Here is a 21,789-nt window from a genome sequence, read left to right on the forward strand (position 1 = left end):
CTCGTGCCGGCCGCAGGCGTGATCAAGCCTTGACGCGTGCGGTCTTGTAGAGCTTCGCCGTCAGGTCGGCGGTCTGCTCCAGGGTGGAGCCCGGCTTGCCGGCCAGGAGGGACGCCGCGTCAGACGCGCTGACCATGCCCAGGGTGCTGTAGTCACCCCAGATGCAGATCGGTACGGTCAGCTCCTTCGGCCCCTTGGTCGTCGTGGTGGACTTGAAGCTGAACTTCATCTCCTGGCACTTCATCACGGCGCCGCTGAACCCGGACGGGGTCATCGCCTTCGGGCTGCCGATCAGTTCGACCGAGGCGGACTTGTCTTCGCCCGCCTTGAGCTTGGCGGTGGCGAAGTACGCGTCCACGGTCTTCTCGGGGTCCGTCAGCTCACCGTAGAGGCCCTGGAAGTTCAGGCTCTTGGCCGTCAGCGGGTTGGCCGGGTCACCGGACTTGTAGTCCATGCCCACCTTGGTGGGGTTCTTGACGCCGATGCCTTCCAGCTCCTGGCGGTCCTTGTCGCTGATTGGCTGGTCGCCCTTGTACTTCGGGTCCTTCTTGAAGTCGTCCACCGTCGCCGGGGCGACGAGCTTGTAGCCCTTGGTGGCGGACGAGACCGAGCCCGAGGCGCCGCCGCCCTTTGTGAAGTACCAGCCGGCGCCCGCGATGACCGCTACCGCGACGACCACGCCGATGATGACGCCCGCCTTCGACTTCTTCGGCTGCTGCGGCATTCCGCCGTACGGGGGCTGCTGGGGCATGCCCGGCTGTTGGTAGCCGTAGCCCGGCTGGGGCTGCTGGGGGTAGCCCTGCGGGGGGATGCCCGGCGGCGGGGGCTGCTGCGGGTAGCCGTAGCCGGGCTGAGGCGCGGGCTGGCCGTACGGACCCGGCTGCGGCGGCTGGCCCCCGTACGGTCCCGGCTGCTGCGGCGGCTGGGCCCCGTACGGTCCCGGCTGGTTGTAACTCATGCCCGCGTCCCCCTTCAGGAATCCTTTATGCGTTTCAGACATCCTGGCGGAAGCCGGAGTCGCGCATGGCGCCGGGCCCCCTCATTACCGGTTTCATGACTTGACTGTTACGCCACTAAACTGTGCCTCGTGACCGAGAACACGCAGACACCCAGCAGCCCCAACTCCGAACTGCCGACCGCGTACGCTCCGGCCGAGGTAGAGGGGAAGCTCTACGAGCGCTGGGTGGAGCGTGGGTACTTCACGGCCGATCCCGCGAGCGAGAAGCCCGCGTACACCATCGTCATCCCGCCGCCGAACGTCACCGGCTCCCTGCACCTGGGCCACGCCTTCCAGCACACGCTCATGGACGCCCTGACCCGCCGCAAGCGCATGCAGGGCTACGAGTCCCTGTGGCTGCCCGGCATGGACCACGCCGGTATCGCCACCCAGAACAAGGTCGAGCAGCAGCTCGCCGAGGAGGGCAAGTCCCGCCACGACCTGGGCCGCGAGGAGTTCGTCGAGCGCGTCTGGCAGTGGAAGGAAGAGTACGGCGGCAAGATCCTCGGCCAGATGCGCCGCCTCGGCGACGGCGTCGACTGGTCGCGCGAGCGGTTCACCATGGACGAGGGCCTCTCCAAGGCCGTCCAGACGATCTTCAAGAAGCTCTACGACGACGAGCTGATCTACCGCGCCGAGCGCATCATCAACTGGTGCCCCCGCTGCCTCACGGCCATCTCCGACATCGAGGTGGAGTACCAGGAGGACGCGGGCGAGCTCGTCTCGATCAAGTACGGCGAGGGCGAGGACACCCTCGTCGTCGCCACCACGCGCGCCGAGACGATGCTCGGTGACACCGCCGTGGCCGTCCACCCGGACGACGAGCGGTACGCGCACCTCATCGGCAAGCAGATCAAGCTGCCGCTGACCGACCGGACCATCCCGGTCGTCGCCGACACGCACGTCGACCCGGAGTTCGGCACCGGCGCCGTCAAGGTGACCCCGGCGCACGACCCGAACGACTTCGCGATCGGCCAGCGCCACAACCTGCCCTCCATGACGATCATGGACGAGCACGGCGTCATCACCGTCCACGGCCCCTTCCTCGGCCTGGACCGCTTCGAGGCCCGCTCCGCCGTCGTCGGCGCCCTGCGCCAGCAGGGTCGGATCGTTGCCGAGAAGCGTCCGTACATGCACTCCGTCGGGCACTGCTCGCGCTGCTCCACCACCGTCGAGCCGCGCCTGTCCCTCCAGTGGTGGGTCAAGGTCGAGACGCTGGCCAAGGCCGCCGGCGACGCCGTCCGCGACGGCCGCGTCTCGATCCACCCCGAGGAGATGTCGAAGCGCTACTTCGACTGGGTCGACAACCTCAACGACTGGTGCATCTCGCGCCAGCTGTGGTGGGGCCACCGGATCCCGGTCTGGTACGGCCCGGACGGCGAGATCGTCTGCGTCGGCCCGGACGACGAGGCGCCCACCGGCGAGGGCTGGCACCAGGACACGGACGTCCTCGACACCTGGTTCTCCTCCGGCCTGTGGCCGTTCTCCACGCTCGGCTGGCCGGAGAAGACCCCGGACCTGGCGAAGTTCTACTCCACCGACGTCCTGGTCACCGGCCACGACATCATCTTCTTCTGGGTCGCCCGGATGATGATGTTCGGCCTGTACGCCATGGACGGCGAGGCGCCGTTCAAGACCATCGCGCTGACCGGCCTGGTCCGCGACGAGCGCGGCAAGAAGATGTCGAAGTCCTTCGGCAACGTCGTCGACCCGCTGGACTGGATGGACAAGTACGGCTCCGACGCCGTCCGCTTCACCCTGGCCAAGGGCGCCAACCCGGGCACCGACGTGCCGATCGGCGAGGACTGGGTCCAGGCGTCCAGCAAGTTCGCCAACAAGATCTGGAACGCCACGCGCTTCGCGCTGATGAACGGCGCCACCATCGAGGGCGATCTGCCGCCGGTCGAGCAGCTGTCGGCCACCGACCGCTGGATCCTGTCCCGCCTGAACAAGACGGTCGCGCAGGTCGACGCGTACTACGAGGACTTCCAGTTCTCGAAGCTCAGCGAGGCGCTGTACCACTTCGCGTGGGACGAGGTCTTCGACTGGTACGTGGAGCTGTCGAAGACGACGTTCTTCGCGGGCGGCGAGCAGGCCAAGGTCTCCGGCCGCGTGCTCGGCGAGGTCATCGACGTCATGCTGCGGCTGCTGCACCCGGTGGTCCCCTTCGTCACCGAGACGCTGTGGACCACGCTGACCGGCCGCGAGTCCCTCGTCATCGCCGAGTGGCCCAAGGACAGCGGCTTCCGCGACGAGGCCGCCGAGGCGGAGATCGAGAGCGTCCAGAACCTCGTCCGGGAGGTCCGCCGGTTCCGCAAGGAGCAGGGTCTCGACGACAAGCAGAAGGTCCCGGCCCGCCTGGACCTGTCGGGCACCGCGCTGGCCGCCCACGAGGCCGCCATCCGCCAGGTGCTGCGCCTCCAGCCGGAGGGCGACGCCTTCAGCGCCACCGCGACGCTCCCGGTCGTCGGTGCCAGCGTCGCGCTCGACCTGTCGGGCACGATCGACGTGGCCGCCGAGCGCAAGCGCCTCTCCAAGGACCTCGCGGCCGCGGAGAAGGAGAAGCAGCAGGCCGAGGCGAAGCTCGGGAACGAGGCCTTCCTGGCCAAGGCCCCCGACAACGTCGTGGACAAGATCAAGGGCCGGCTGGCCAAGGCCGTGGCGGACATCGCCCGGATCCAGGCCCAGCTGGACACGTTGCCCGCGGCGTAACACGTACAAACGGTGAACCACACGTACATACGGTGAACCTTCGGCCCCCGAGTGCATCGCTCGGGGGCCGACGCGTAGGGTGACAGCGGCCCCAGGGGTTCCGCGCAACCAGCCGGGGCCATCGTCGGCCGGTGTCGACCGAGGGGGGTCTCGGAATGTTGGGTCGTGACGTGCCGGGCCGCCCGGTCTTAGGCCGCGAGCTCAAGCGCCGCAATCTCCTCCTGGGCGCGGCGGCCACCGCGGCCACCGGCGGCGCTCTCGCCGGAGTGGCGGCCTTCAGCACCTCGCGCGCGCCCGCCGCCGCACTCCAGAAGGACCTGCTGTCGCGGGACCCCAAGGCCTCCAAGGCGGCCCGGTCCGTTTACCGGTTACTGGCCGGGCTGGAGGCGGACGCCCGGGCCGGCCGGCGTCGCGGCACCCTCATGGGCCAGCACGCCGAGGTGCACAACGAGCGGTACAACCCGGAGTACGGCGACCACACCGGTCCCAAACCGCCCGGCTACTACTACCGCAAGCCCCAGGACATCACCGGGAAGCTGCCGGCCTTCCTCGAACTGGACCTGGGCCCCGGCTACCAGCAGGAGAGCTGGGGCGTGGGCGAGGCCCGGGACTACTCGCGCGCCGCCTGGCCCGCCCGCCGCGAGTTCTGGACCTACACCAACGACGTCGTCGACCTCGCCATGGGCGTCTGGCACGGACTGCCCCGCAAGGACGACGGCTCGTACAACCCGACCGGCACCGAACCCCTCTGGAACGGCACCAAGACCGTGCTGCCGGCCAACGGGGGTGCGCCCGCGGGCCTGGTCGGGATGTCGTTCCACCAGCCGTGGCCGGGCAGTCCGGTCAAGAGCTACGAGCAGACACTGCGCCGCAGCGCGCCCTCGGCGAAGGACCCGGGCTGGATCGACCGGGTGCTCACGCCCGGTTCCGCCGAGCACGCGGCGCTCCTGCTCGACCTGTCGTTCCTCGCGGACCACCTCGGCTACCTGGCCGCGTACGACGTACCCGTACTGCTGCGCCCGTACCACGAGATGAACTCGCTCGGCGGGGAGCAGAGCTTCTGGTGGGCGGGTCTGAAGCCCCGGCAGTACACGGCTCTCTGGGAGTTGCTCTACCACTACCTGGTGGGATCCCGTGGGCTGCACAACCTGATCTTCGTGTGGGCTCCCACGGCCTGGGACGGCATCCACGGCAGCGAACCCTGGGACTTCTACCCGGGCGGCGAGTACGTGGACGTGGTCGGGGTCGACGACTACAGCGGAACCCCGGACAACCCCTTCGACCCGGCCGCCTGGACATCGACGTGGCACCGCGGCCTCGAGGACTACGGCAAGCCGCGGATCCTCGCGGAGTCCTTCCACGTGCCGCTGGGCGCGAAGCAGCGAGCGACGCTCGACAAGGCTCCCTGGGTGCTGTGGACCGTGTGGGGGGACGGACTCACGGCGAAGAACGCGGACGCCGATGTGCAGCAGACGTACGACGACCCCAAAACGATCACCGGTGGCCGGGAATCCGGCCCCGCGGGCGTGCAATGGCTCGCCTTGCACGACGGAACATTCGAATAGGAGTGAAGTTGAGCGCGTCAACGCCACGCGCCCACCGTGTGGCCGCCTTCGTGGCCATGGGCTGGGCAGGAATCCTGCTCCTCTGGGCCCTGTACAACTGCTTCTGGCAGGTCGGCGTCGCCGACTTCCTGCAGGGCATCGTGTACTACGGCACCGGCGACGGCTCCGGAACCGCAGAGACGTTCAACCTCAACTGGGGTGTCGTCTATGTGGCGGGCGGGCTGCTGGTCCTGCGGGGGAACACCCTCGGGCGGGGCATCATCATCGGCGGCGCAGCCATCGAGGGCTACAACCGGGTGCGCAGTCTGTCGGGTGCGCTCTTCGACGAGAAGCAGGCCGAGTACTTCACCACGACCGTCCAGGGCGGGCTGAAGCTGGCGACCTTCGCCGCCGGTGTCCTGGTGACCGGCACGCTCATCGTGCTGCTGCTGCGGGACTTCGCGGTGTACGAAGCGTGGCAGCCGCCGGTGAACCCGTGGACCCAGCAGGCCAACGAGGCCCGGCAGGCGCAGCAGGTGCCGCAGCAGCAATCGCCGCAGCCGTCCCACGGGTTCGGGGCTCCGCCGGCTTACCCGGCCCAGCCCGGGCCGCAGTTGCCGCAGACGGGCTACGGGCAGCCGCAGCCCCAGCAGCCGCAACCCCAGCAGCCCCAGCCCCAGCCCTACCCGCCCCAGCAGCCGCAGCCCGGTTACGGGCCAGGCCCGTACGGCAGTCAGCCCGCCTGGCCTCAGCAGCCTCAGCAGCCCCGGCAGTCGCCGCCGCAGCAACAGCAGCAGTAGGAACACCGAAGGACCTCTTCCATGACCCTCGCCCCCGTACAAGAGGTCGCGCCCACGTCGCGGCGCGATGCGAAGCTGGTGCAGCGCCTTGCCGACTGGAAGCCCGGCGTGGCGGCCTTCCTGCTGCCCTTCCTGCTCCTCGCCGGCTTCGGCCTGTGGTCGTTCAAGCCGAATCCGACCCCGCTGGGCTGGACGCTGTCGGTCGTCTGGTCGCTGCCCGGCATAGGCGTCATGGTCGGACTCCAGGGCGCCCTGCTGATCCGCCGCCGGCTGCGCAAGTCGCACGAGATGGTCCCGCCGACGCCGGTGGAGGAGGACTTCCTCATCGTGCTCGTGCCGACCATCGGCCGCCACGACACGTACCCGGCGCTGGAGCGCTCGGTCCTCAGCTATGTGGAGCACCTGCCCCCGTACTTCCCCCGGATGCGGGTCGACGTCCTCACGGAGGAGGGCTGCGAGGCGACCGGGCAGATCGACGGCCTGGCCGCCATGAACCCCCTGATCCGGGTGGTCACCGTGCCCAAGGCGTACGAGACGGCGAACGGGACCCGGTTCAAGGCCCGCGCCAACCACTACGCGCACGAGCTGCGGATCGACGAGGGCGAGGCCCTCGACGACATCTGGGTGCTGCACATGGACGACGACACCGGGGTCGGCCCCGACACCGCCGCATCCATGGCCCAGTTCGTCAACCGCCAGCGGCGGGACGGCGACGAGGGCAAGCACATGGCGCAGGGCATCCTCGCCTACCCGCGCGAGAACGCCGTGAACCGCTTCACCTGGCTCGCCGACGCGGTCCGCCCCGCCGACGACATAGCCCGGTTCCGTGCCCTCACCGGTCTCGGCACTCCGGTCGCCGGCGTGCACGGGGAGCTGCTGCTGCTCCGTGCCTCCATCGAGGCGACCATCGGCTGGGACTTCGGCCCGAAGGCCATCGTCGAGGACGCCCAGCTGGCGCTGTCCTTCTGCCGCAAGTACCCGGGCCGCAGCGACTGGTTCAACGGCCGCTGCTACGGCGCCTCCCCGGCCACCACCAGGGACTTCATCAAGCAGCGCGAGCGCTGGTCCTGGGGTCTGGTCGCGCTGTGCTTCAACCGCACGGTGCCGTTCCGGTACCGCTGGTTCCTGCTGCTCTGCGTGGCCACCTGGGTCTTCGGCCCGCTCCAGCACATCGCGACCGTGATCTTCGTGGCCTGGCTCATCGGCGACTTCAACACCTCGCCCGTGGCCCAGTCCGTCGTGATCATGTGGGCGCTCAACTTCGCGTACGTCATCTGGACGTACTGGGAGGGGCTGCGGCTCAACGCCCTGGTCTCGGCGAACGGCAGGCGGCTCTGGTGGGAGCCGATCGTCGTGCTGGCCCTCATCCCGGTGTTCTCCGTGATGGAAGGGCTCGGCGGCCTGCGCGGGCTGATCAAGTTCATCAAGCGCGAAGAGAACAAGTTCGTCGTCATTGCCAAGCCCGCGTGAGAAAACGAGAGTCCCTCGTGAACAACGAGAAGAACCAGAAGAGCCAGAAGGACCAGAAGGACCAGAAGGACCAGAAGGACCAGGACGAGAAGAAGAAGCGCTCCAAGGTCCCCCTGCTCGCGATCCTCCCGGTGACCGTGACGTCCCTGGTCATCGGCCTCCCGTTCGTGATCGGGGACCACCCGCTGCGCTGGAGGTCGGGCTCTCTCAAGCCGGTCCTGGTCCTGCACGACTCCACCCCCGCCAAAGGCGGCGACGCCCCCGCCCCCGCCGACGGCGGAGGCGGCGCGGCCGAGGAGACCAAGGCGGCCCAGCCCACCGGGCCCGCGCTGAAGGTGGACAAGCCCTGGAAGGCGGGCATGCCCGAGTGGGGCGTCCAGATCTTCTGGGAGGACGAGAAGGAACACAGCGACGCCTACGTCGAGAAGCAGGCGCGCAGGCAGGCCGACTACCTCGTCGGGCTGAAGGCCAACGCCGTATCCGTCTCCTTCCCCTTCTATACGGAGGGCCGCACCTCGACGAAGCTCACGGCCGGCAAGAGCACCCCGACGCCCGAGCACCTCGAGACGGTGCTGCGCGTTTTCCACGAGGCCGGACTGCGCACCACCGTCCGCCCGACGCTGGACGAGACGGTGCTCGTTCCTCCGGCGGGCTGGCGCGGCAACATCAAGCCGACCGACAAGGAGGCCTGGTTCGATTCGTACGAGGCCCTGCTCGGCCCGTACCTCGACGCGGCCCAGCGCCGGCAGGCGGCGACGTTCGTGATCGGCACCGAGCTGAACTCGATGGAGGGCCACCCGGGCTGGAAGGGCCTGATCGCGGCGGCCGAGAAGCGGTTCAAGGGCGAGGTGTCCTACGACGCGAACTGGGACAACTACGTGGGCGGCCACATCGACGTGCCCGTCAAGCGGCTCGGCGTCGACGCGTACTTCCCCGTCAAGGTCGCCGACGACGCCCCCGTCGACCAGCTGGTCGACGGCTGGAACACCTGGCTCGACAAGAAGACCAAGGGCCCGCTGCCGCGGATCGTGCTCGCCGAGGCGGGCATCAGCGCCATGGACGGGGCGTACCACGCACCCGGCGACTTCTATGCGCGGCGCAAGCTGAACCCCGCGGTGCAGGCCAACTGGTACAAGGCGGTCTGCCAGGTCGTCCGCGAGCGGAAGATGACGGGCATCTACTGGTGGTCGGTCTCCTTCGATGCCGACCCCAAGGCCGCCCCCAAGGAGGAGGACTCCCGGCTCAACTTCGCGGGGCGCCCGGACTCCGAGCGGGAGATCCGGTCCTGCTTCGGTTCCGACTACGCGGGCCCGGGCACCGATCCCGCACCCTGACGAGTTGTGTCCCGAGTTGTCCGGAGTGTCGGATATCACGTTTTCGGCCCGGTCGGCTGATCCGATCCCCCTCGGCGAGCACGGATGATGGAGGGCATGCACGTCCCGCCCGTCGCCCCGGTGCTCCGCCGGGCCGCGGCCACCGGCCGCCGGCTCGCCGAGAGCTGGACCGGGTCTCCCCGGGCGCTTGACGTGCTCACCGCAGTCAGCTGCCTCGCCCTGATGGCGCTGGACCTGCCCGGCCTGGCCGCCGCGGACAACTCGCTCAGTGGCCCGATGGCGGCCGTCGTGCTCGCCGCCGGGTGCTCGAGCCTGGTGGTGCGCCGCCGGGCGCCCTGGATCTCGTACCTCACCGCGCTGCTCTTCATCGGCTGGCTGCACGAGCTGACGCTGATCCAGTTCGCGCTCTACTCGGTCGGCCGCTTCCGGGGGCGCCGGCCCGCGGTCCTCGCCACCCTCGGGTACATCGCCTTCGCGCTGATCGTCTTCAGCGTCCCGGGCTGGCCCGAACCGCATGCCCAGACCCTCAGCTCGTTCCTGAGTCTGGTCGTGCCCATCGGGGTCCTCGCCTCGGCCGTCGGCATCGCCGCCTACCGGCACGACCTGGTGCGCGAGCTGGCGGCCCGGCGGGCCGAATCGGCCGTCCTGCAGGCGGTCCAGCAGGAGCGCACCTCGGTCGCCCGCGACGTCCACGACTTCGTCGGCCGGGAGCTGACGCTGCTGACGGTGCGCTCCGAAGTGCTGTCGGTGCGGTCGCGAGCGTCGGCGCACGCCAAGGACTTCGAGGAGCTGGCCGACACCGCGCGCCGGGCCCATCTGGTGCTCAACGAGATCATCGTGCAGCGCGGGGAGCGGGCCGCGACCCCGGGGGTGGACGGTCTGCCGGCCCTCGCGGAGGAGAGCGGGCGGGCCGGTTCGCCCGTACGGCTGGCCCTGGATCCGCAGGTGCTCGGGCTGTCGCCGCTGCGGCAGGCCGCGGTCTACCGGGTGGTGCAGGAATGCCTGACCAACGCGGCCAAGCACGCCTGCGGGGAAACCGTCGACGTGTCGATCGCGGCGGACGGCCCGCAGCTGCGGATCGCGGTCAGCAACGGCCTGCCCGCCCGTACGCCCACGCGCGCCCCCGTCTCGGCCGGCTCGGGCACGGCGAGCATGTCCGAGCGCGTGCGCAGCCTGGGCGGAACCCTGACGGCGACGCGCACGGAGGACTCGTACACGGTGGTGGCCACCCTCCCCAGGGGGTAGCCGCGGTCAGGCCTTCGCCGGGACCAGCAGGCTGTTCAGGGTGTCCAGGTCCTCCACGCACCTGCCGGAGCCCAGGGCCACGCAGTCCAGCGGGGCGTCGGCGACGAACACCGGGATCCCGGTCGCGGAGGCCATCCGCAGGTCCAGGCCGGGCAGCAGTGCGCCGCCGCCGGTCAGGACGATGCCGTGCTCCATCACGTCGCCGGACAGCTCGGGCGGGCACTCCTCCAGCGTGGTGCGCACCGCGGCGATGATCGCCTCGACCGGCTCGTCGAGCGCGGCCCGTACGTCCGTGGCGCCCAGCGAGAGCGTCTTCGGCATGCCGCCGACCCGTTCCCGGCCGCGCACCGTGAACGTCCGGGTCTCCAGCTCCGGCCGGTCCGGCACCGGCCAGGCCGATCCGATGCCGACCTTGACGTCCTCGGCGCTGCGCTCGCCGATGAGCAGTCCGTGCTCCTTGCGTACGTAGTCCGTGATCGCGGCGTCCAGCCGGTCCCCGCCGACCCGCAGCGACCGGGACGTGACGATCCCGCCGAGCGAGATGACGGCGACCTCGGTGGTGCCGCCGCCGATGTCCACCACCATCGAGCCGCGCGGCTCGGCCACCGGCAGGCCCGCGCCGATCGCCGCCGCCATCGGCTCCTCGATCAGGTGGACGGCCCTGGCCCCGGCCCGGGTCGAGGCGTGGACGATGGCCCGCCGCTCGACCGGGGTGACCCCGGAGGGCACGCAGATGACCATCCGGGTGCGCGGCCGCCGCCCGGGCACGGCCTTGCGGACGAAGTGCCGGATCATCTCCTCGGCGGCCTCGTAGTCGCAGATGACCCCGTCCTTCAGGGGGCGGATCGCGGTGATGGAGCCGGGGGTGCGGCCGATGGTCTCCTTGGCCTCGGTCCCGACGGCCAGCACGGTGGTGGTGCCGGCCTTCACGGCGACCACGGACGGCTCATTGAGGACGATTCCGTGCCCCCGGGCGTAGACCAGGGTGTTCGCGGTCCCCAGATCGATCGCTATGTCGCGGCTGGAAGCGGGCGTGTTACTGCTGGCCTGCGGCATTTGTTCCCCTATCTCCTGCCCGCAAGGCTTGCATAACGATCCGGTCGCAACGGGCGCCGAACGTCCTGAAACGGCCGGGTCGAAAGTCCCCGGGCCCCCCGTCCGTAGACTGGCCCCGTGAGTGAGCAGCAGCCCGAGAGCAACGGACCCGACGACCGCGACGAGACCCTCGAGGTCTTCGACCGGATCGTGGCCGAAGAGTCCGACCGCGACCCCGACCTGGCGGTGATCGAAGCTGGCAGCCGTACCCTGCGCGCCCAGGCCGGACCGCCCCAGGGCGACCCGGTGCACGCGCGCCCCCTCGACCCGGAGGTGACGGCGGCGCTGCAGGAGGTGGAGCAGGAGCTCGCCACCCGCTGGGGCGAGACCAAGCTGGAGCCGTCCGTCACCCGGATCGCCGCACTGATGGACATCCTCGGCGAACCGCAGCGCGCGTACCCGTCCATCCACGTCACCGGCACCAACGGCAAGACCAGCACCGCCCGCATGATCGAGGCCCTGCTGAACGCCTTCGAGCTGCGCACCGGCCGCTACACCAGCCCGCACGTGCAGTCGGTCACCGAGCGGATCAGTCTGGACGGGGCGCCGATCAGCGCCGAGCGCTTCATCGAGACGTACTACGACATCAAGCCGTACGTGGAGATGGTCGACGCCGCCGAGGAGTTCCGGCTGTCCTTCTTCGAGGTGCTCACCGGCATGGCGTACGCGGCCTTCGCGGACGCCCCGGTCGACGCGGCCGTCGTCGAGGTCGGCATGGGCGGCACCTGGGACGCGACCAACGTGATCGACGGCTCGGTCGCGGTGATCACCCCGATCAGCCTGGACCACACCGACCGCCTCGGCGCGACGCCCGGCGAGATCGCCGGGGAGAAGGGCGGCATCATCAAGCAGGACGCCACCGTGATCCTGGCGCAGCAGCCGGTGGACGCGGCGCAGGTGCTGCTGAAGAAGGCCGTCGAGGTCGACGCGACGGTGGCCCGTGAGGGCATGGAGTTCGGCGTCGTCGCGCGCGAGGTGGCGGTCGGCGGGCAGATGCTGACGCTGCGCGGCGTGGGCGGCGAGTACGACGGCATCTTCCTGCCGCTGTACGGGGCCCACATGGCGCACAACGCGGCGGTGGCGCTGGCGGCGGTCGAGGCCTTCTTCGGCGTCGGCGCGCAGCAGTCGCGGGAGCTGGACCTGGAGACCGTACGCAGGGCCTTCGCCTCGGTGACCTCGCCGGGCCGGATGGAGGTCGTGCGGCGCAGCCCGACGGTGGTCCTGGATGCGGCGCACAACCCGGCGGGCGCGCAGGTCACGGCGGAGGCGGTGACCGAGGCCTTCGGCTTCAGCCGGCTGATCGGCGTCATGGCCGCGAGCGAGGGCAAGGACGTCAAGGGGGTCCTGGAGGCCTTCGAGCCGATCTTCGCGGAGGTCGTCGTCACGGAGAACTCCAGCCACCGGGCGATGTCCGCGGACGAGCTGGCGGCGGTCGCGGTCGAGGTCTTCGGGCCGGACCGGGTGCAGGTGGAGCCGCGGCTGGACGACGCCCTGGAGGCGGCGATCACCCTCGCGGAGGAAGAGGCCGAGTACGGAGGGGCCGGGGTCCTGGTGACCGGGTCCGTGATCACGGTGGGCGAGGCCCGCCTGCTGATGAAGAGGGGCTGAGAGATGCGCACGCTGTGTGCTTCGACGCTGATCGGCGAGTTCTTCGTGATCGGTTTCGCGGGGCTGGTCGCGATGAAGAACCCGGAACTGACCCAGGCCACGGTCTGGACGGTCTGCGGGGTCGCCATGCTGCTGTCGGTGGTGCTGTGCGGGATGCTGTCGCGTCCCGGCGCGGTGCAGATCGGCTGGGCCCTGCAGATCGGCCTGATCCTGAGCGGGTTCTTCGTGCCGATGATGTTCTTCCTCGGTGCGGTGTTCGCGGGGCTGTGGTGGTGCTCGGTGCACTACGGCGGCAAGATCGACGCGATCAAGGCCCGCTGGGCCGCGCAGAGCGAGGCGCAGGCCTGACGGGCCCGTGCGCCTGCCGTGTCCAGCCCCTGTAGCCTCGGGTAACCGCACCCGTTTGCCGCAAGGAGTTACAACATGACCCAGCGCACGCTCGTCCTGCTCAAGCCGGACGCGGTCAGGCGTGGCCTGGTGGGCGAGATCATCGGCCGTATCGAGCGCAAGGCCGGCTGGAGCATCCCGGCGCTGGAGCTGCGTACGCTCGACCGGAGCATCCTGGAGCAGCACTACGCCGAGCACGTGGGTCGCCCGTTCTACGAGCCCCTCATGGGCTTCATGGCGAGCGGCCCGATCGTGGCCCTCGTGGTGGAAGGGGAACGCGTGATCGAGGGTGTCCGCCAGTTGGCCGGACCGACCGACCCGATCGGCGCGGCGCCCGGCTCCATCCGGGGGGACTTCGGCACGATCACCCGGGAGAACCTCATCCACGCCTCGGACTCCGAGGAGTCCGCCGAGCGCGAGCTGAAGCTGTTCTTCCCCACCCTGGGATGAGTCCTTCCTGACGTAACATCAGCCGAATAGCGCTCATGACCTGGGGCGACCGAAGTAATTTCGGTCGCCCTTCGGTATTGCCGGGCACTTGCGGGAACGCATGGGCAGGACACGTCGTCACCACTAAGGGGGCGGGTTTCCGTTCCGGCGGGATTGCCGGAGTCCCGTCGCGCGGTGTTCACACTTGCGGCACTACGATGGGGCCTCCACCCACACACCCACCTCGCCGACCTGACAGCAGCCGCTATCAACTGGAAGGCCAGACGCTCCTCATGGGGAACAAGGGGAACAACATGTCGTTCATCGGCCGTGACATGGCGATCGACCTCGGGACCGCCAACACGCTGGTGTACGTGAGGGGCCGGGGGATCGTCCTGAACGAGCCGTCCGTGGTCGCCATCAACACGAACACCGGCGGCATCCTGGCGGTCGGCTCCGAGGCGAAGAAGATGATCGGCCGGACGCCCGGCAACATCGTCGCCGTAAGGCCCCTCAAGGACGGCGTCATCGCCGACTTCGAGATCACCGAGCGTATGCTCCGGTACTTCATCCTCAAGATCCACAAGCGCCGCTACCTGGCCCGTCCGCGCGTCGTGGTCTGCGTACCCTCCGGCATCACGGGAGTGGAGCGGCGCGCCGTCATCGAGGCGTCCACGCAGGCCGGCGCCCGCCAGGTGCACATCATCGAGGAGCCCATGGCCGCCGCCATCGGCTCGGGCCTGCCCGTCCACGAGGCCACCGGCAACATGGTCGTGGACATCGGCGGCGGCACCACCGAGGTCGCCGTCATCTCCCTCGGCGGAATCGTCACGGCGCAGTCCATCCGGGTGGCCGGCGACGAGCTCGACAACGCGATCATCCAGCACATCAAGAAGGAGTACTCGCTCCTCCTCGGTGAGCGGACCGCCGAGCAGATCAAGATCACCATCGGGTCCGCCTACGACCTCGACAAGGACGAGCACACCGAGATCCGCGGCCGCGACCTGGTCTCCGGCCTCCCCAAGACGGTCGTGATCTCTGCAGCCGAGGTCCGCAAGGCCATCGAGGAGCCGGTCAACGCCATTGTCGACGCGGTCAAGACGACCCTCGACAAGTGCCCGCCGGAGCTCTCCGGCGACATCATGGACCGCGGCATCGTCCTGACCGGCGGCGGCGCCCTGCTGCGCGGGCTCGACGAGCGGCTGCGCCGCGAGACGGGCATGCCGATCCACATCGCGGAGGACCCGCTCGACTCCGTGGCGCTCGGCTCCGGCAAGTGCGTGGAGGAGTTCGAGGCGCTCCAGCAGGTCCTGGACGCCCAGCCCCGGCGCTGATACAGACCCCCGTCCGGGGGCCATGCGGAACACAAGGATCCGCCGTACGGGTGCTGCCGCGCCCGTGCGGCGGATCGTTGATATACAGACGAAGAAGAATCCGACGAGGAAGGCACGGCCGCCGCACGTGAGGGACACACGAGAAAGCCGGCTGCTCCTGGTGCTCCTGATCGCCATCGCGTTCGCATTGATCACGGTGGACATCAGGGCAGGCGAGGAGTCACCGGTCGACGGCGCCCGGCAGGCCGCCGCAGCGGTCTTCGGCCCGGTCGAGGAAGGCGTGGCGACCGCGGTCGATCCGGTCGCCAACGCCATAGGGGCGGTACGGGACTCCGGCGAGCGCCACAACCGCATCGCCACGCTGGAGCGCGAGAACGCAGCACTGAAGGCCAAGCTGGGCAGCGACGACCAGACCCGCAGCCGCATCCGCGAGCTCGACGAGATGCTCAAGCGGGCCGGCGCCGGACAGTACGGCATCAAGGGCGCCGAGGTCATCGCCATAGGAGCGGCCCAGGGCTTCTCCTGGACCGTCACCATCGACGCCGGCAGCAAGGACGGCATCGAACGCGACATGACCGTCCTCAACGGGGACGGGCTCGTCGGCCGGGTCGCCACCGTCGGCCCCGACACCGCCACCGTCGTCCTCGCCAACGACCCCGACTTCACCGTGGGCACCCGCCTGGAGAAGACCGGCGAGCTCGGCTTCGCCACCGGCCAGGGCGACCGCTCCCTGTCCGTGCAGATGCTCAACGGCAAGGCCAAGGTCAGCCCCGGCGACCGGCTCGTCACGTTCGGCTCCCGCGGCAACAAGCCGTTCGTGCCCGGCGTCCCGATCGGCGAGGTGGTCAAGGTCGACCCCTCGCGCGGCGACCTGACCCGCACCATCTGGGTGCGTCCGTTCGTCGGCTTCTCGCGCCTGGACATCGTCGGCGTCGTCGTCATGCCGCCGCGCGAGGACCCGCGCGACGCCGTCCTGCCCCCCAAGCCCGAGGCGAAGCCCACCCCGACGGTCACCGTCACGGTCACCCCGTCACCGTCCCCGTCCGCCAGCGTGCCCGGCAAGCCGGCCGACGAGTAGGAGCTGACCCTCATGCGCTTCAACCGGATCCTGCTCTCGGCCACGCTCATCGTGGTCGCCCTCGTCGTCCAGGTCTCCGTCCTGGGCCGGCTGCAACTGCCCGGCGCCGTGCCCGACCTGGTTCTGCTCACCGTCGTCGCCCTCGCCCTCGTGTACGGGCACCTCAGCGGCGCGCTCATCGGCTTCGCCGCCGGACTCCTGGCCGACCTGGCCCCGCCCGCCGACCACGCCGCCGGGCGGTACGCGCTCGTACTCTGCGTCATCGGGTACGCCGCCGGCCTGGTCCGCCCCGACTCCGGGCGGTTCCGCTCCGCCTGGGGCCCGATGCTGACCGTCGTCGCCGCCGCGATCGGCTCCACCCTGCTCTACGCCGGGGTGGGCGCCCTCGTCGGCGACACCGCCGCCCGCCACGTCGGGCTCACCGGGCTGCTGTTCACCGCGACCCTCTACGACCTGCTGCTCGCCCCGTTCACCGTGCCGTTCATCATGGCGCTGGCCCGGCGCGCCGAGAACGACCCGATGGCCGTCGAGGCGAACGGCGGACAGGCCAAGGCCGCCGACGTGTCCTCCGGCTGGCTCTCCGGCGGCACCGGCCTGCGCATCGGCAGCCAGCGCGGCGGCCTGCGGCTCAAGACGGCCCGCAGCCGCGCCAACAAGGCCGGCCGGATAAAGGGCGTCAAGGGAATCAAGGGTGTGAAGAGCGTCAAGAAGCTGTGAGGGAGGAGCAGACGTGACCAATGTTCCGGAGACCGGCCGCACCCCGCGGGTGCAGATCCGGCTGATCATGATCCAGGTCCTCGTCTTCTCAACGCTGTTCACCCTCGGCGGCCGGCTCTGGTTCCTCCAGATCCGCGACGGCGCGGAGTACTACCACGAGGCGAAGAGCAACCACGTCCAGCGGGTCGTCCAGCCGGCCGTGCGCGGCTCGATCCTCGACGCCCGCGGGGTCCCGCTCGCCGACAACGAGACCCGCCTGGTCGTCTCCGCCAGCCGCACCAAGCTCATGAAGATGAAGGACAGGGGCAAGGACGTCATGACCCGCCTCGCCGACGTCTTGGACATGAGCCCCAAGGAGGTCATGGAAAAGGTCCGGCTCTGCGACTCGCAGACCCCCGCGCCCTGCTGGAACGGCTCCCCGTACCAGCCGATTCCGGTCACCCTCGAAGCCACCACGCAGCAGGCGCTGCAGCTGCGCGAACGCCCCGAGGAGTTCCCCGGCATCACCGCGGAGCCCACCGCCGTCCGCCGCTACCCGGCTCCCGGCGGGGCCCGCACCGCGCAGGTGCTCGGCTACCTCTCGCCGGTCACCGACGACGAGATCCAGAAGGCCAAGGACACCGACTCGCCGCATCTGCGCTCCGATCAGGTCGGCCGCTCCGGGATCGAACGCACATATGACAAGCAGTTGCGCGGCAAGGCGGAAGTCACCTCGTACGAAGTCGACAACCTCGGCCGGGTCATGGGCCAGACCAAGTCCGACCCGGGCGTGGCCGGGGCCACCCTCATCACCAGCATCGACACCCGGGTCCAGGCCGTCGCCGAGTACGAGCTCCAGCAGGCGATGAAGACCGTCCGCAACGAGACCGACAACATCACCGGCCGCAAGTACGAGGCAGACTCGGGCGCCGTCGTCGTCATGGAGGCCAAGACCGGCCGGGTCGTCGCGATGGCCTCCCAGCCCGACTACGACCCCAACGCCTGGGTCGGCGGCATTTCCGGCAAGGACTACGCCAGGCTCACCAGCAAGAACTCCAACTACCCGCTGCTGAACCGGGCAATCCAGGGCCAGGCCCCCGCCGGCTCCATCTTCAAGGTGGTGTCGGCGAGCGCGGCCGTGCGGGCCGGCTACGACTTCGACGGCAAGTACAACTGCAGCGCCTCCTACAACATGGGCGGCCGGAGCTTCGCGAACTTCGAGTCCAAGGGGCACGGCCCCATCACCCTGGGCGAAGCCCTCAAGTTCTCGTGCAACACCGTCTTCTACGCCCTCGGGCACAAGGAGTGGCAGCGCGACGGCGGCCTCACGCCCAAGAAGGACGCCCACGACTGGTTCTACCGGACCGCCCGGGAGTTCGGACTCGGCGCCGAGACCGGCGTCGACCTGCCGAACGAGGTCACCGGCCGCATCCCCGACCGCAGGTGGAAGCAGAGCTTCTGGAAGGCCAACAAGGACTCCTGGTGCAAGCAGGGCAAGAAGGGCGGCACCTACGTCGAGCAGATTGCCTACGAGAGCTGCCTCGAAGGCAATCAGCTGAAGGCCTACGACAGCATCAACTTCGCCATCGGCCAGGGCGACGTACTCGTCACCCCCATCCAGATGGCCACCGCCTACTCCGCGATCAGCAACGGGGGCACCCTTTACGACCCCATGGTCGGCAAGGCCGTGATCAGTCCCGACGGCAAGCGCGTCGAGATGATCAAGCCGCGGGCGCACGGCAGGCTGCCGATCGACGCCCAGACCATCGCCAACCTGGACAAGGGCCTGCGCATGGTCGTCGAGCCCGGCGGCACCGCCGCCTGGCGGTTCATGGGCTGGCCGATGGACAAGATCCCGATGCACGCCAAGACCGGCACCGCCCAGGTCTACGGCAAGCAGACCACGTCCTGGCTGGCGACCTACACCAAGGACTTCACGATCGTCATGACGATCTCCCAGGGCGGCACCGGCTCCGGAGCCTCCGGCCCCGCCGTCCGCAACCTCTACAACGCCATCTACGGTCTCAGCATGGAGGGCAAGCAGGACCTGAAGAAGGCCCTGCTGCTGGGACCGGAGACCAAACTGCCCAAGATCGACCCCGACGGCTCCATCGAATCCCCCGAGATCCGGCCGTACGTGCCGCCGTCGCCGGAAGAGCCGGACCCGCCCGCGCTCGCCGGGCCGCCCGCCGCGTCCCCCGCACGGCCCGACTGAGGACCGAAAACCGACATGCAGACCGCCAACAAGTTCTCCGTATCCCGGTACGCGCCCGAGCGCGGCGCGATGGCCAAGCTGACCTCGCGCGACTCGGTGCTGCGCCGGCTCGACTGGCCGATACTCCTCTCGGCGCTCGCCCTGTCCTTCATCGGCGCCCTGCTGGTGTGGTCGGCGACCCGCAACCGCACCCAGCTCAACCAGGGCGACCCGTACTACTTCCTGGTCCGGCACGCCCTGAACACCGGCATCGGGCTCGTCCTGATGATCGGCACCGTCTGGCTCGGCCACCGCACCCTGCGCGGCGCCGTGCCGATCCTGTACGGGCTCTCCCTGGTGCTCATCCTCGCCGTGCTCACCCCGCTCGGCGCCACCATCAACGGCGCCCACGCGTGGATCGTGATCGGCGGCGGCTTCTCGCTCCAGCCCTCCGAGTTCGTGAAGATCACGATCATCCTGGTCATGGCCATGCTGCTGGCCACCCGGGTGGACGCGGGCGACCTCGCCCACCCCGACCACCGCACCGTGGTCAAGGCGCTGTGCCTGGCCGCCGCCCCGATGGGCATCGTCATGCTGATGCCCGACCTCGGCTCCGTCATGGTCATGGTCATCATCGTGCTCGGCGTCCTGCTCGCCTCCGGCGCCTCCAACCGCTGGGTGCTGGGGCTGATGGGCTCCGGCGCGGCCGGGGCCATCCTGATCTGGCAGCTCGGCGTGCTCGACGAGTACCAGATCAACCGCTTCGCGGCCTTCGCCAACCCCGAACTCGACCCCGCCGGCGTCGGCTACAACACCAACCAGGCGCGCATCGCGATCGGCTCCGGCGGACTGACCGGCTCCGGGCTCTTCAAGGGCTCGCAGACCACCGGCCAGTTCGTGCCCGAGCAGCAGACCGACTTCGTCTTCACGGTGGCGGGGGAGGAGCTGGGCTTCCTCGGCGCCGGGCTGATCCTGGTCCTCCTCGGCATCATCCTGTGGCGGGCCTGCATGATCGCCCGCGAGACCACCGAGCTGTACGGGACGATCGTGTGCGCCGGGATCATCGCCTGGTTCGCGTTCCAGGCGTTCGAGAACATCGGGATGACCCTCGGGATCATGCCGGTGGCGGGGCTCCCGCTGCCGTTCGTCTCCTACGGAGGCTCGTCCATGTTCGCGGTGTGGGTGGCGGTCGGACTGCTGCAGTCGATCAGGGTGCAACGGCCGATGTCGGCCTAGCGGGGGCCGGTCTTCGGCCGCATTCCGCAACCGATTCGCCGTTCACCCTGCCGTCGTGATCCGTTCAGGACTAAGTTCGATCCATGGCGGACACGAAACGCGAGATCGAGCGCAAATTCGAGTTCACGACGAGCAAGGCCGCGCGTCGCGGAGTCCCGGACCTGACCGGCACGGCCGCGATCGCGGCCGTCGCCGACCGGGGCACCGTCGACCTCGACGCCGTCTACTACGACACCCCCGACCAGCGGCTCGCCGCCGACGGCCTCACCCTCAGACGCCGCACCGGCGGCGCCGACGCCGGCTGGCACCTCAAACTGCCCGTCTCCCCGGGCGTCCGCGACGAGATCGCCGCCCCCCTCAGCGACACCGTCCCCCGCTCCCTCGCCTCCCTCGTCCGCTCCCGCGTCCGCGACACCCCCCTGGAACCCCAGGTCCGGCTGCTCTCCTCCCGTCGCGTCACCCACCTCCTCGACGCCGACGGCGCCCTCCTCGCCGAACTGTCCACCGACGACGTCCGCGCAGAGCGCGACGAGGCCGCCGCAGCCTGGACCGAGGTCGAGGTCGAACTCGCCGACGGCGTCGACCCCGCCCTCCTCGACGCCGTCGAGAAGAAGTTCCACAAAGCCGGACTCCACGTCTCCGACGCCCCCTCCAAACTCGCCCGCGCCCTCACCGAGACCGGCACCGCACCGCCTCCCCGGCCCGGACCCGCCCCCGCCGAGGACACCGCGGGCGCGCACGTCCTCGCGTACCTGCGCGAACAGCGCGACGCCCTCGTCGCCCAGGACCCCGCCGTCCGCCGCAACCTGCCCGACTCCGTCCACCAGATGCGGGTCGCCTGCCGCCGCATGCGCAGCGCCTTCAAGACCCACCGCAAGGTCCTCGACCGCACCGCCACCGACCCCCTCGGCGAAGAGCTGCGCTGGCTGGCCGCCGAGCTCGGCCTCGACCGCGACCAGGAAGTCCTGTCCGAGCGCATCCAGACCCGCATCACCGAGCTCCCCCGCACCCTCATGCTCGGACCCGTCCGCGGGCGCCTGCGGGTCTGGAACAACGCCCGCCGCTCGGGAACCCGGCGCCGCGCCCTCGCCGCCCTCGACGCCAAGCGGTACGCCGCCCTGCTCGACGCCCTCGACGCCCTGCTGGCCGACCCGCCCCTGCTCCCCGGCGCGGCCAGGCCCGCCGTCCGGGCCCTGCCCAAGGCCGCCCTGCGCGACTACGGGCGGCTCGCCACCCGCGTCGGGAACGCCCTCGACCTGGAACCGGGCCACGAGCGCGACCTGGCCCTCCACGAAGCACGCAAGGCCGCCAAACGCGCCCGCTACGCGGCGGAGGCCGCCGCACCCGCGCTCGGTCAACCGGCGAAACAGCTGGCCAAGGCCATGAAGTCGGTCCAGACCCTGCTCGGAGACCACCAGGACAGCGTCGTCGCCCGCGAAGCCCTGCACGGCCTCGGCGTCCAAGCGGCCGGAGCGGGAGAGTCCGCCTTCACCTGGGGCGTGCTCTACGCCCGCGAGGAGGCCCTGGCCGAGCGGCGCGAACGGGAACTTCCGGACGTATGGGCGCAGGCCTCCGATCCCGCGCTCCGGGCGGACCTCGCCACCTAGGCGGTGATCTTGGCGGCAGGCGG

The 21,789-nt window shown here is 70.1% G+C and carries 17 protein-coding genes; 15 read left to right on the forward strand and 2 right to left on the reverse strand.

The genetic code is table 11. The features are described from left to right. Positions 1-22: 22 nt before the first annotated feature. On the reverse strand, positions 23-958 hold the full coding sequence (locus OHT74_RS25480) for a hypothetical protein (protein ID WP_328621498.1): 936 nt from the start codon (positions 956-958) through the stop codon (positions 23-25). 129 nt (positions 959-1,087) lie between these two features. On the opposite strand from OHT74_RS25480, the gene OHT74_RS25485 reads away from it, so the two are divergent. The 6 genes from OHT74_RS25485 (at position 1,088) to OHT74_RS25510 (ending at position 10,102) form a co-directional block, all read left to right on the forward strand. Further along, the gene (locus OHT74_RS25485) at positions 1,088-3,709 is read left to right on the forward strand and encodes a valine--tRNA ligase (protein WP_328621499.1); all 2,622 of its coding nucleotides are present in this window, start codon (positions 1,088-1,090) and stop codon (positions 3,707-3,709) included. A 155-nt stretch (positions 3,710-3,864) separates the two neighbouring features. Continuing rightward, a complete protein-coding gene (locus tag OHT74_RS25490; RefSeq protein WP_266667057.1) occupies positions 3,865-5,274 on the forward strand; it encodes a glycoside hydrolase family 26 protein in 1,410 nt (469 codons plus the stop codon). 8 nt (positions 5,275-5,282) lie between these two features. Next, on the forward strand, positions 5,283-6,053 hold the full coding sequence (locus OHT74_RS25495; protein WP_328621500.1) for a hypothetical protein: 771 nt from the start codon (positions 5,283-5,285) through the stop codon (positions 6,051-6,053). Between the two features lie 21 nt (positions 6,054-6,074). Further along, entirely contained in the window at positions 6,075-7,523 is a 1,449-nt protein-coding gene (locus tag OHT74_RS25500) for a glycosyltransferase family 2 protein (RefSeq protein ID WP_266667061.1), read from the forward strand. A gap of 17 nt (positions 7,524-7,540) precedes the next feature. Further along, positions 7,541-8,857 (forward strand): glycoside hydrolase family 113, encoded by a 1,317-nt coding sequence (locus tag OHT74_RS25505; protein ID WP_328621501.1) that lies wholly within the window; start codon positions 7,541-7,543, stop codon positions 8,855-8,857. 96 nt (positions 8,858-8,953) lie between these two features. Next, entirely contained in the window at positions 8,954-10,102 is a 1,149-nt protein-coding gene (locus OHT74_RS25510; RefSeq protein ID WP_328621502.1) for a sensor histidine kinase, read from the forward strand. Positions 10,103-10,108: 6 nt separating this feature from the next. Here the strand turns inward: OHT74_RS25510 and OHT74_RS25515 are convergent, their stop codons facing one another. Next, complete coding sequence (locus OHT74_RS25515; protein WP_328621503.1) at positions 10,109-11,158, reverse strand: rod shape-determining protein; 1,050 nt, start codon at positions 11,156-11,158, stop codon at positions 10,109-10,111. Between the two features lie 117 nt (positions 11,159-11,275). On the opposite strand from OHT74_RS25515, the gene folC reads away from it, so the two are divergent. The 9 genes from folC (at position 11,276) to OHT74_RS25560 (ending at position 21,766) form a co-directional block, all read left to right on the forward strand. Continuing rightward, complete coding sequence (folC, locus tag OHT74_RS25520) at positions 11,276-12,805, forward strand: bifunctional tetrahydrofolate synthase/dihydrofolate synthase (protein ID WP_328621504.1); 1,530 nt, start codon at positions 11,276-11,278, stop codon at positions 12,803-12,805. 3 nt (positions 12,806-12,808) lie between these two features. Then, positions 12,809-13,153 carry a DUF4233 domain-containing protein gene (locus OHT74_RS25525; RefSeq protein ID WP_328621505.1) on the forward strand — a complete coding sequence of 115 codons (345 nt, stop codon included), beginning with the start codon at positions 12,809-12,811 and terminating at the stop codon, positions 13,151-13,153. Between the two features lie 75 nt (positions 13,154-13,228). Next, a complete protein-coding gene (ndk, locus tag OHT74_RS25530) occupies positions 13,229-13,642 on the forward strand; it encodes a nucleoside-diphosphate kinase (RefSeq protein WP_266667073.1) in 414 nt (137 codons plus the stop codon). Positions 13,643-13,935: 293 nt separating this feature from the next. Continuing rightward, positions 13,936-14,955 (forward strand): rod shape-determining protein, encoded by a 1,020-nt coding sequence (locus OHT74_RS25535; protein ID WP_008738981.1) that lies wholly within the window; start codon positions 13,936-13,938, stop codon positions 14,953-14,955. A 127-nt stretch (positions 14,956-15,082) separates the two neighbouring features. After that, positions 15,083-16,033 carry a rod shape-determining protein MreC gene (mreC, locus tag OHT74_RS25540; RefSeq protein ID WP_266667075.1) on the forward strand — a complete coding sequence of 317 codons (951 nt, stop codon included), beginning with the start codon at positions 15,083-15,085 and terminating at the stop codon, positions 16,031-16,033. Between the two features lie 12 nt (positions 16,034-16,045). After that, positions 16,046-16,750, forward strand: a complete 705-nt coding sequence (gene mreD / locus OHT74_RS25545) for a rod shape-determining protein MreD (protein ID WP_266667077.1) — start codon at positions 16,046-16,048, stop codon at positions 16,748-16,750. A gap of 13 nt (positions 16,751-16,763) precedes the next feature. After that, positions 16,764-18,944, forward strand: a complete 2,181-nt coding sequence (gene mrdA, locus OHT74_RS25550; RefSeq protein ID WP_328621506.1) for a penicillin-binding protein 2 — start codon at positions 16,764-16,766, stop codon at positions 18,942-18,944. Between the two features lie 15 nt (positions 18,945-18,959). Continuing rightward, complete coding sequence (gene rodA / locus OHT74_RS25555) at positions 18,960-20,159, forward strand: rod shape-determining protein RodA (protein WP_266667081.1); 1,200 nt, start codon at positions 18,960-18,962, stop codon at positions 20,157-20,159. Between the two features lie 83 nt (positions 20,160-20,242). Beyond that, positions 20,243-21,766: a CYTH and CHAD domain-containing protein gene (locus OHT74_RS25560; protein WP_328621507.1), complete on the forward strand. Its 1,524-nt coding sequence runs from the start codon at positions 20,243-20,245 to the stop codon at positions 21,764-21,766. Positions 21,767-21,789 lie beyond the last annotated feature (23 nt).

It is taken from the genome of Streptomyces sp. NBC_00354 (genome assembly GCF_036106915.1).
In the GTDB taxonomy this organism is placed as follows: domain Bacteria; phylum Actinomycetota; class Actinomycetes; order Streptomycetales; family Streptomycetaceae; genus Streptomyces.

Bases quoted from the DNA above. Each gene is read 5' to 3' on its own strand.
- OHT74_RS25560 (WP_328621507.1), top strand. From the start codon at position 20,243: ATGGCGGACACGAAACGCGAGATCGAGCGCAAATTCGAGTTCACGACG.
- OHT74_RS25480 (WP_328621498.1), bottom strand. From the start codon at position 958: ATGAGTTACAACCAGCCGGGACCGTACGGGGCCCAGCCGCCGCAGCAG.
- OHT74_RS25490 (WP_266667057.1), top strand. From the start codon at position 3,865: ATGTTGGGTCGTGACGTGCCGGGCCGCCCGGTCTTAGGCCGCGAGCTC.
- mreD (WP_266667077.1), top strand. From the start codon at position 16,046: ATGCGCTTCAACCGGATCCTGCTCTCGGCCACGCTCATCGTGGTCGCC.
- OHT74_RS25510 (WP_328621502.1), top strand. From the start codon at position 8,954: ATGCACGTCCCGCCCGTCGCCCCGGTGCTCCGCCGGGCCGCGGCCACC.
- OHT74_RS25515 (WP_328621503.1), bottom strand. From the start codon at position 11,158: ATGCCGCAGGCCAGCAGTAACACGCCCGCTTCCAGCCGCGACATAGCG.
- OHT74_RS25500 (WP_266667061.1), top strand. From the start codon at position 6,075: ATGACCCTCGCCCCCGTACAAGAGGTCGCGCCCACGTCGCGGCGCGAT.
- OHT74_RS25525 (WP_328621505.1), top strand. From the start codon at position 12,809: ATGCGCACGCTGTGTGCTTCGACGCTGATCGGCGAGTTCTTCGTGATC.
- ndk (WP_266667073.1), top strand. From the start codon at position 13,229: ATGACCCAGCGCACGCTCGTCCTGCTCAAGCCGGACGCGGTCAGGCGT.
- rodA (WP_266667081.1), top strand. From the start codon at position 18,960: ATGCAGACCGCCAACAAGTTCTCCGTATCCCGGTACGCGCCCGAGCGC.
- OHT74_RS25535 (WP_008738981.1), top strand. From the start codon at position 13,936: ATGTCGTTCATCGGCCGTGACATGGCGATCGACCTCGGGACCGCCAAC.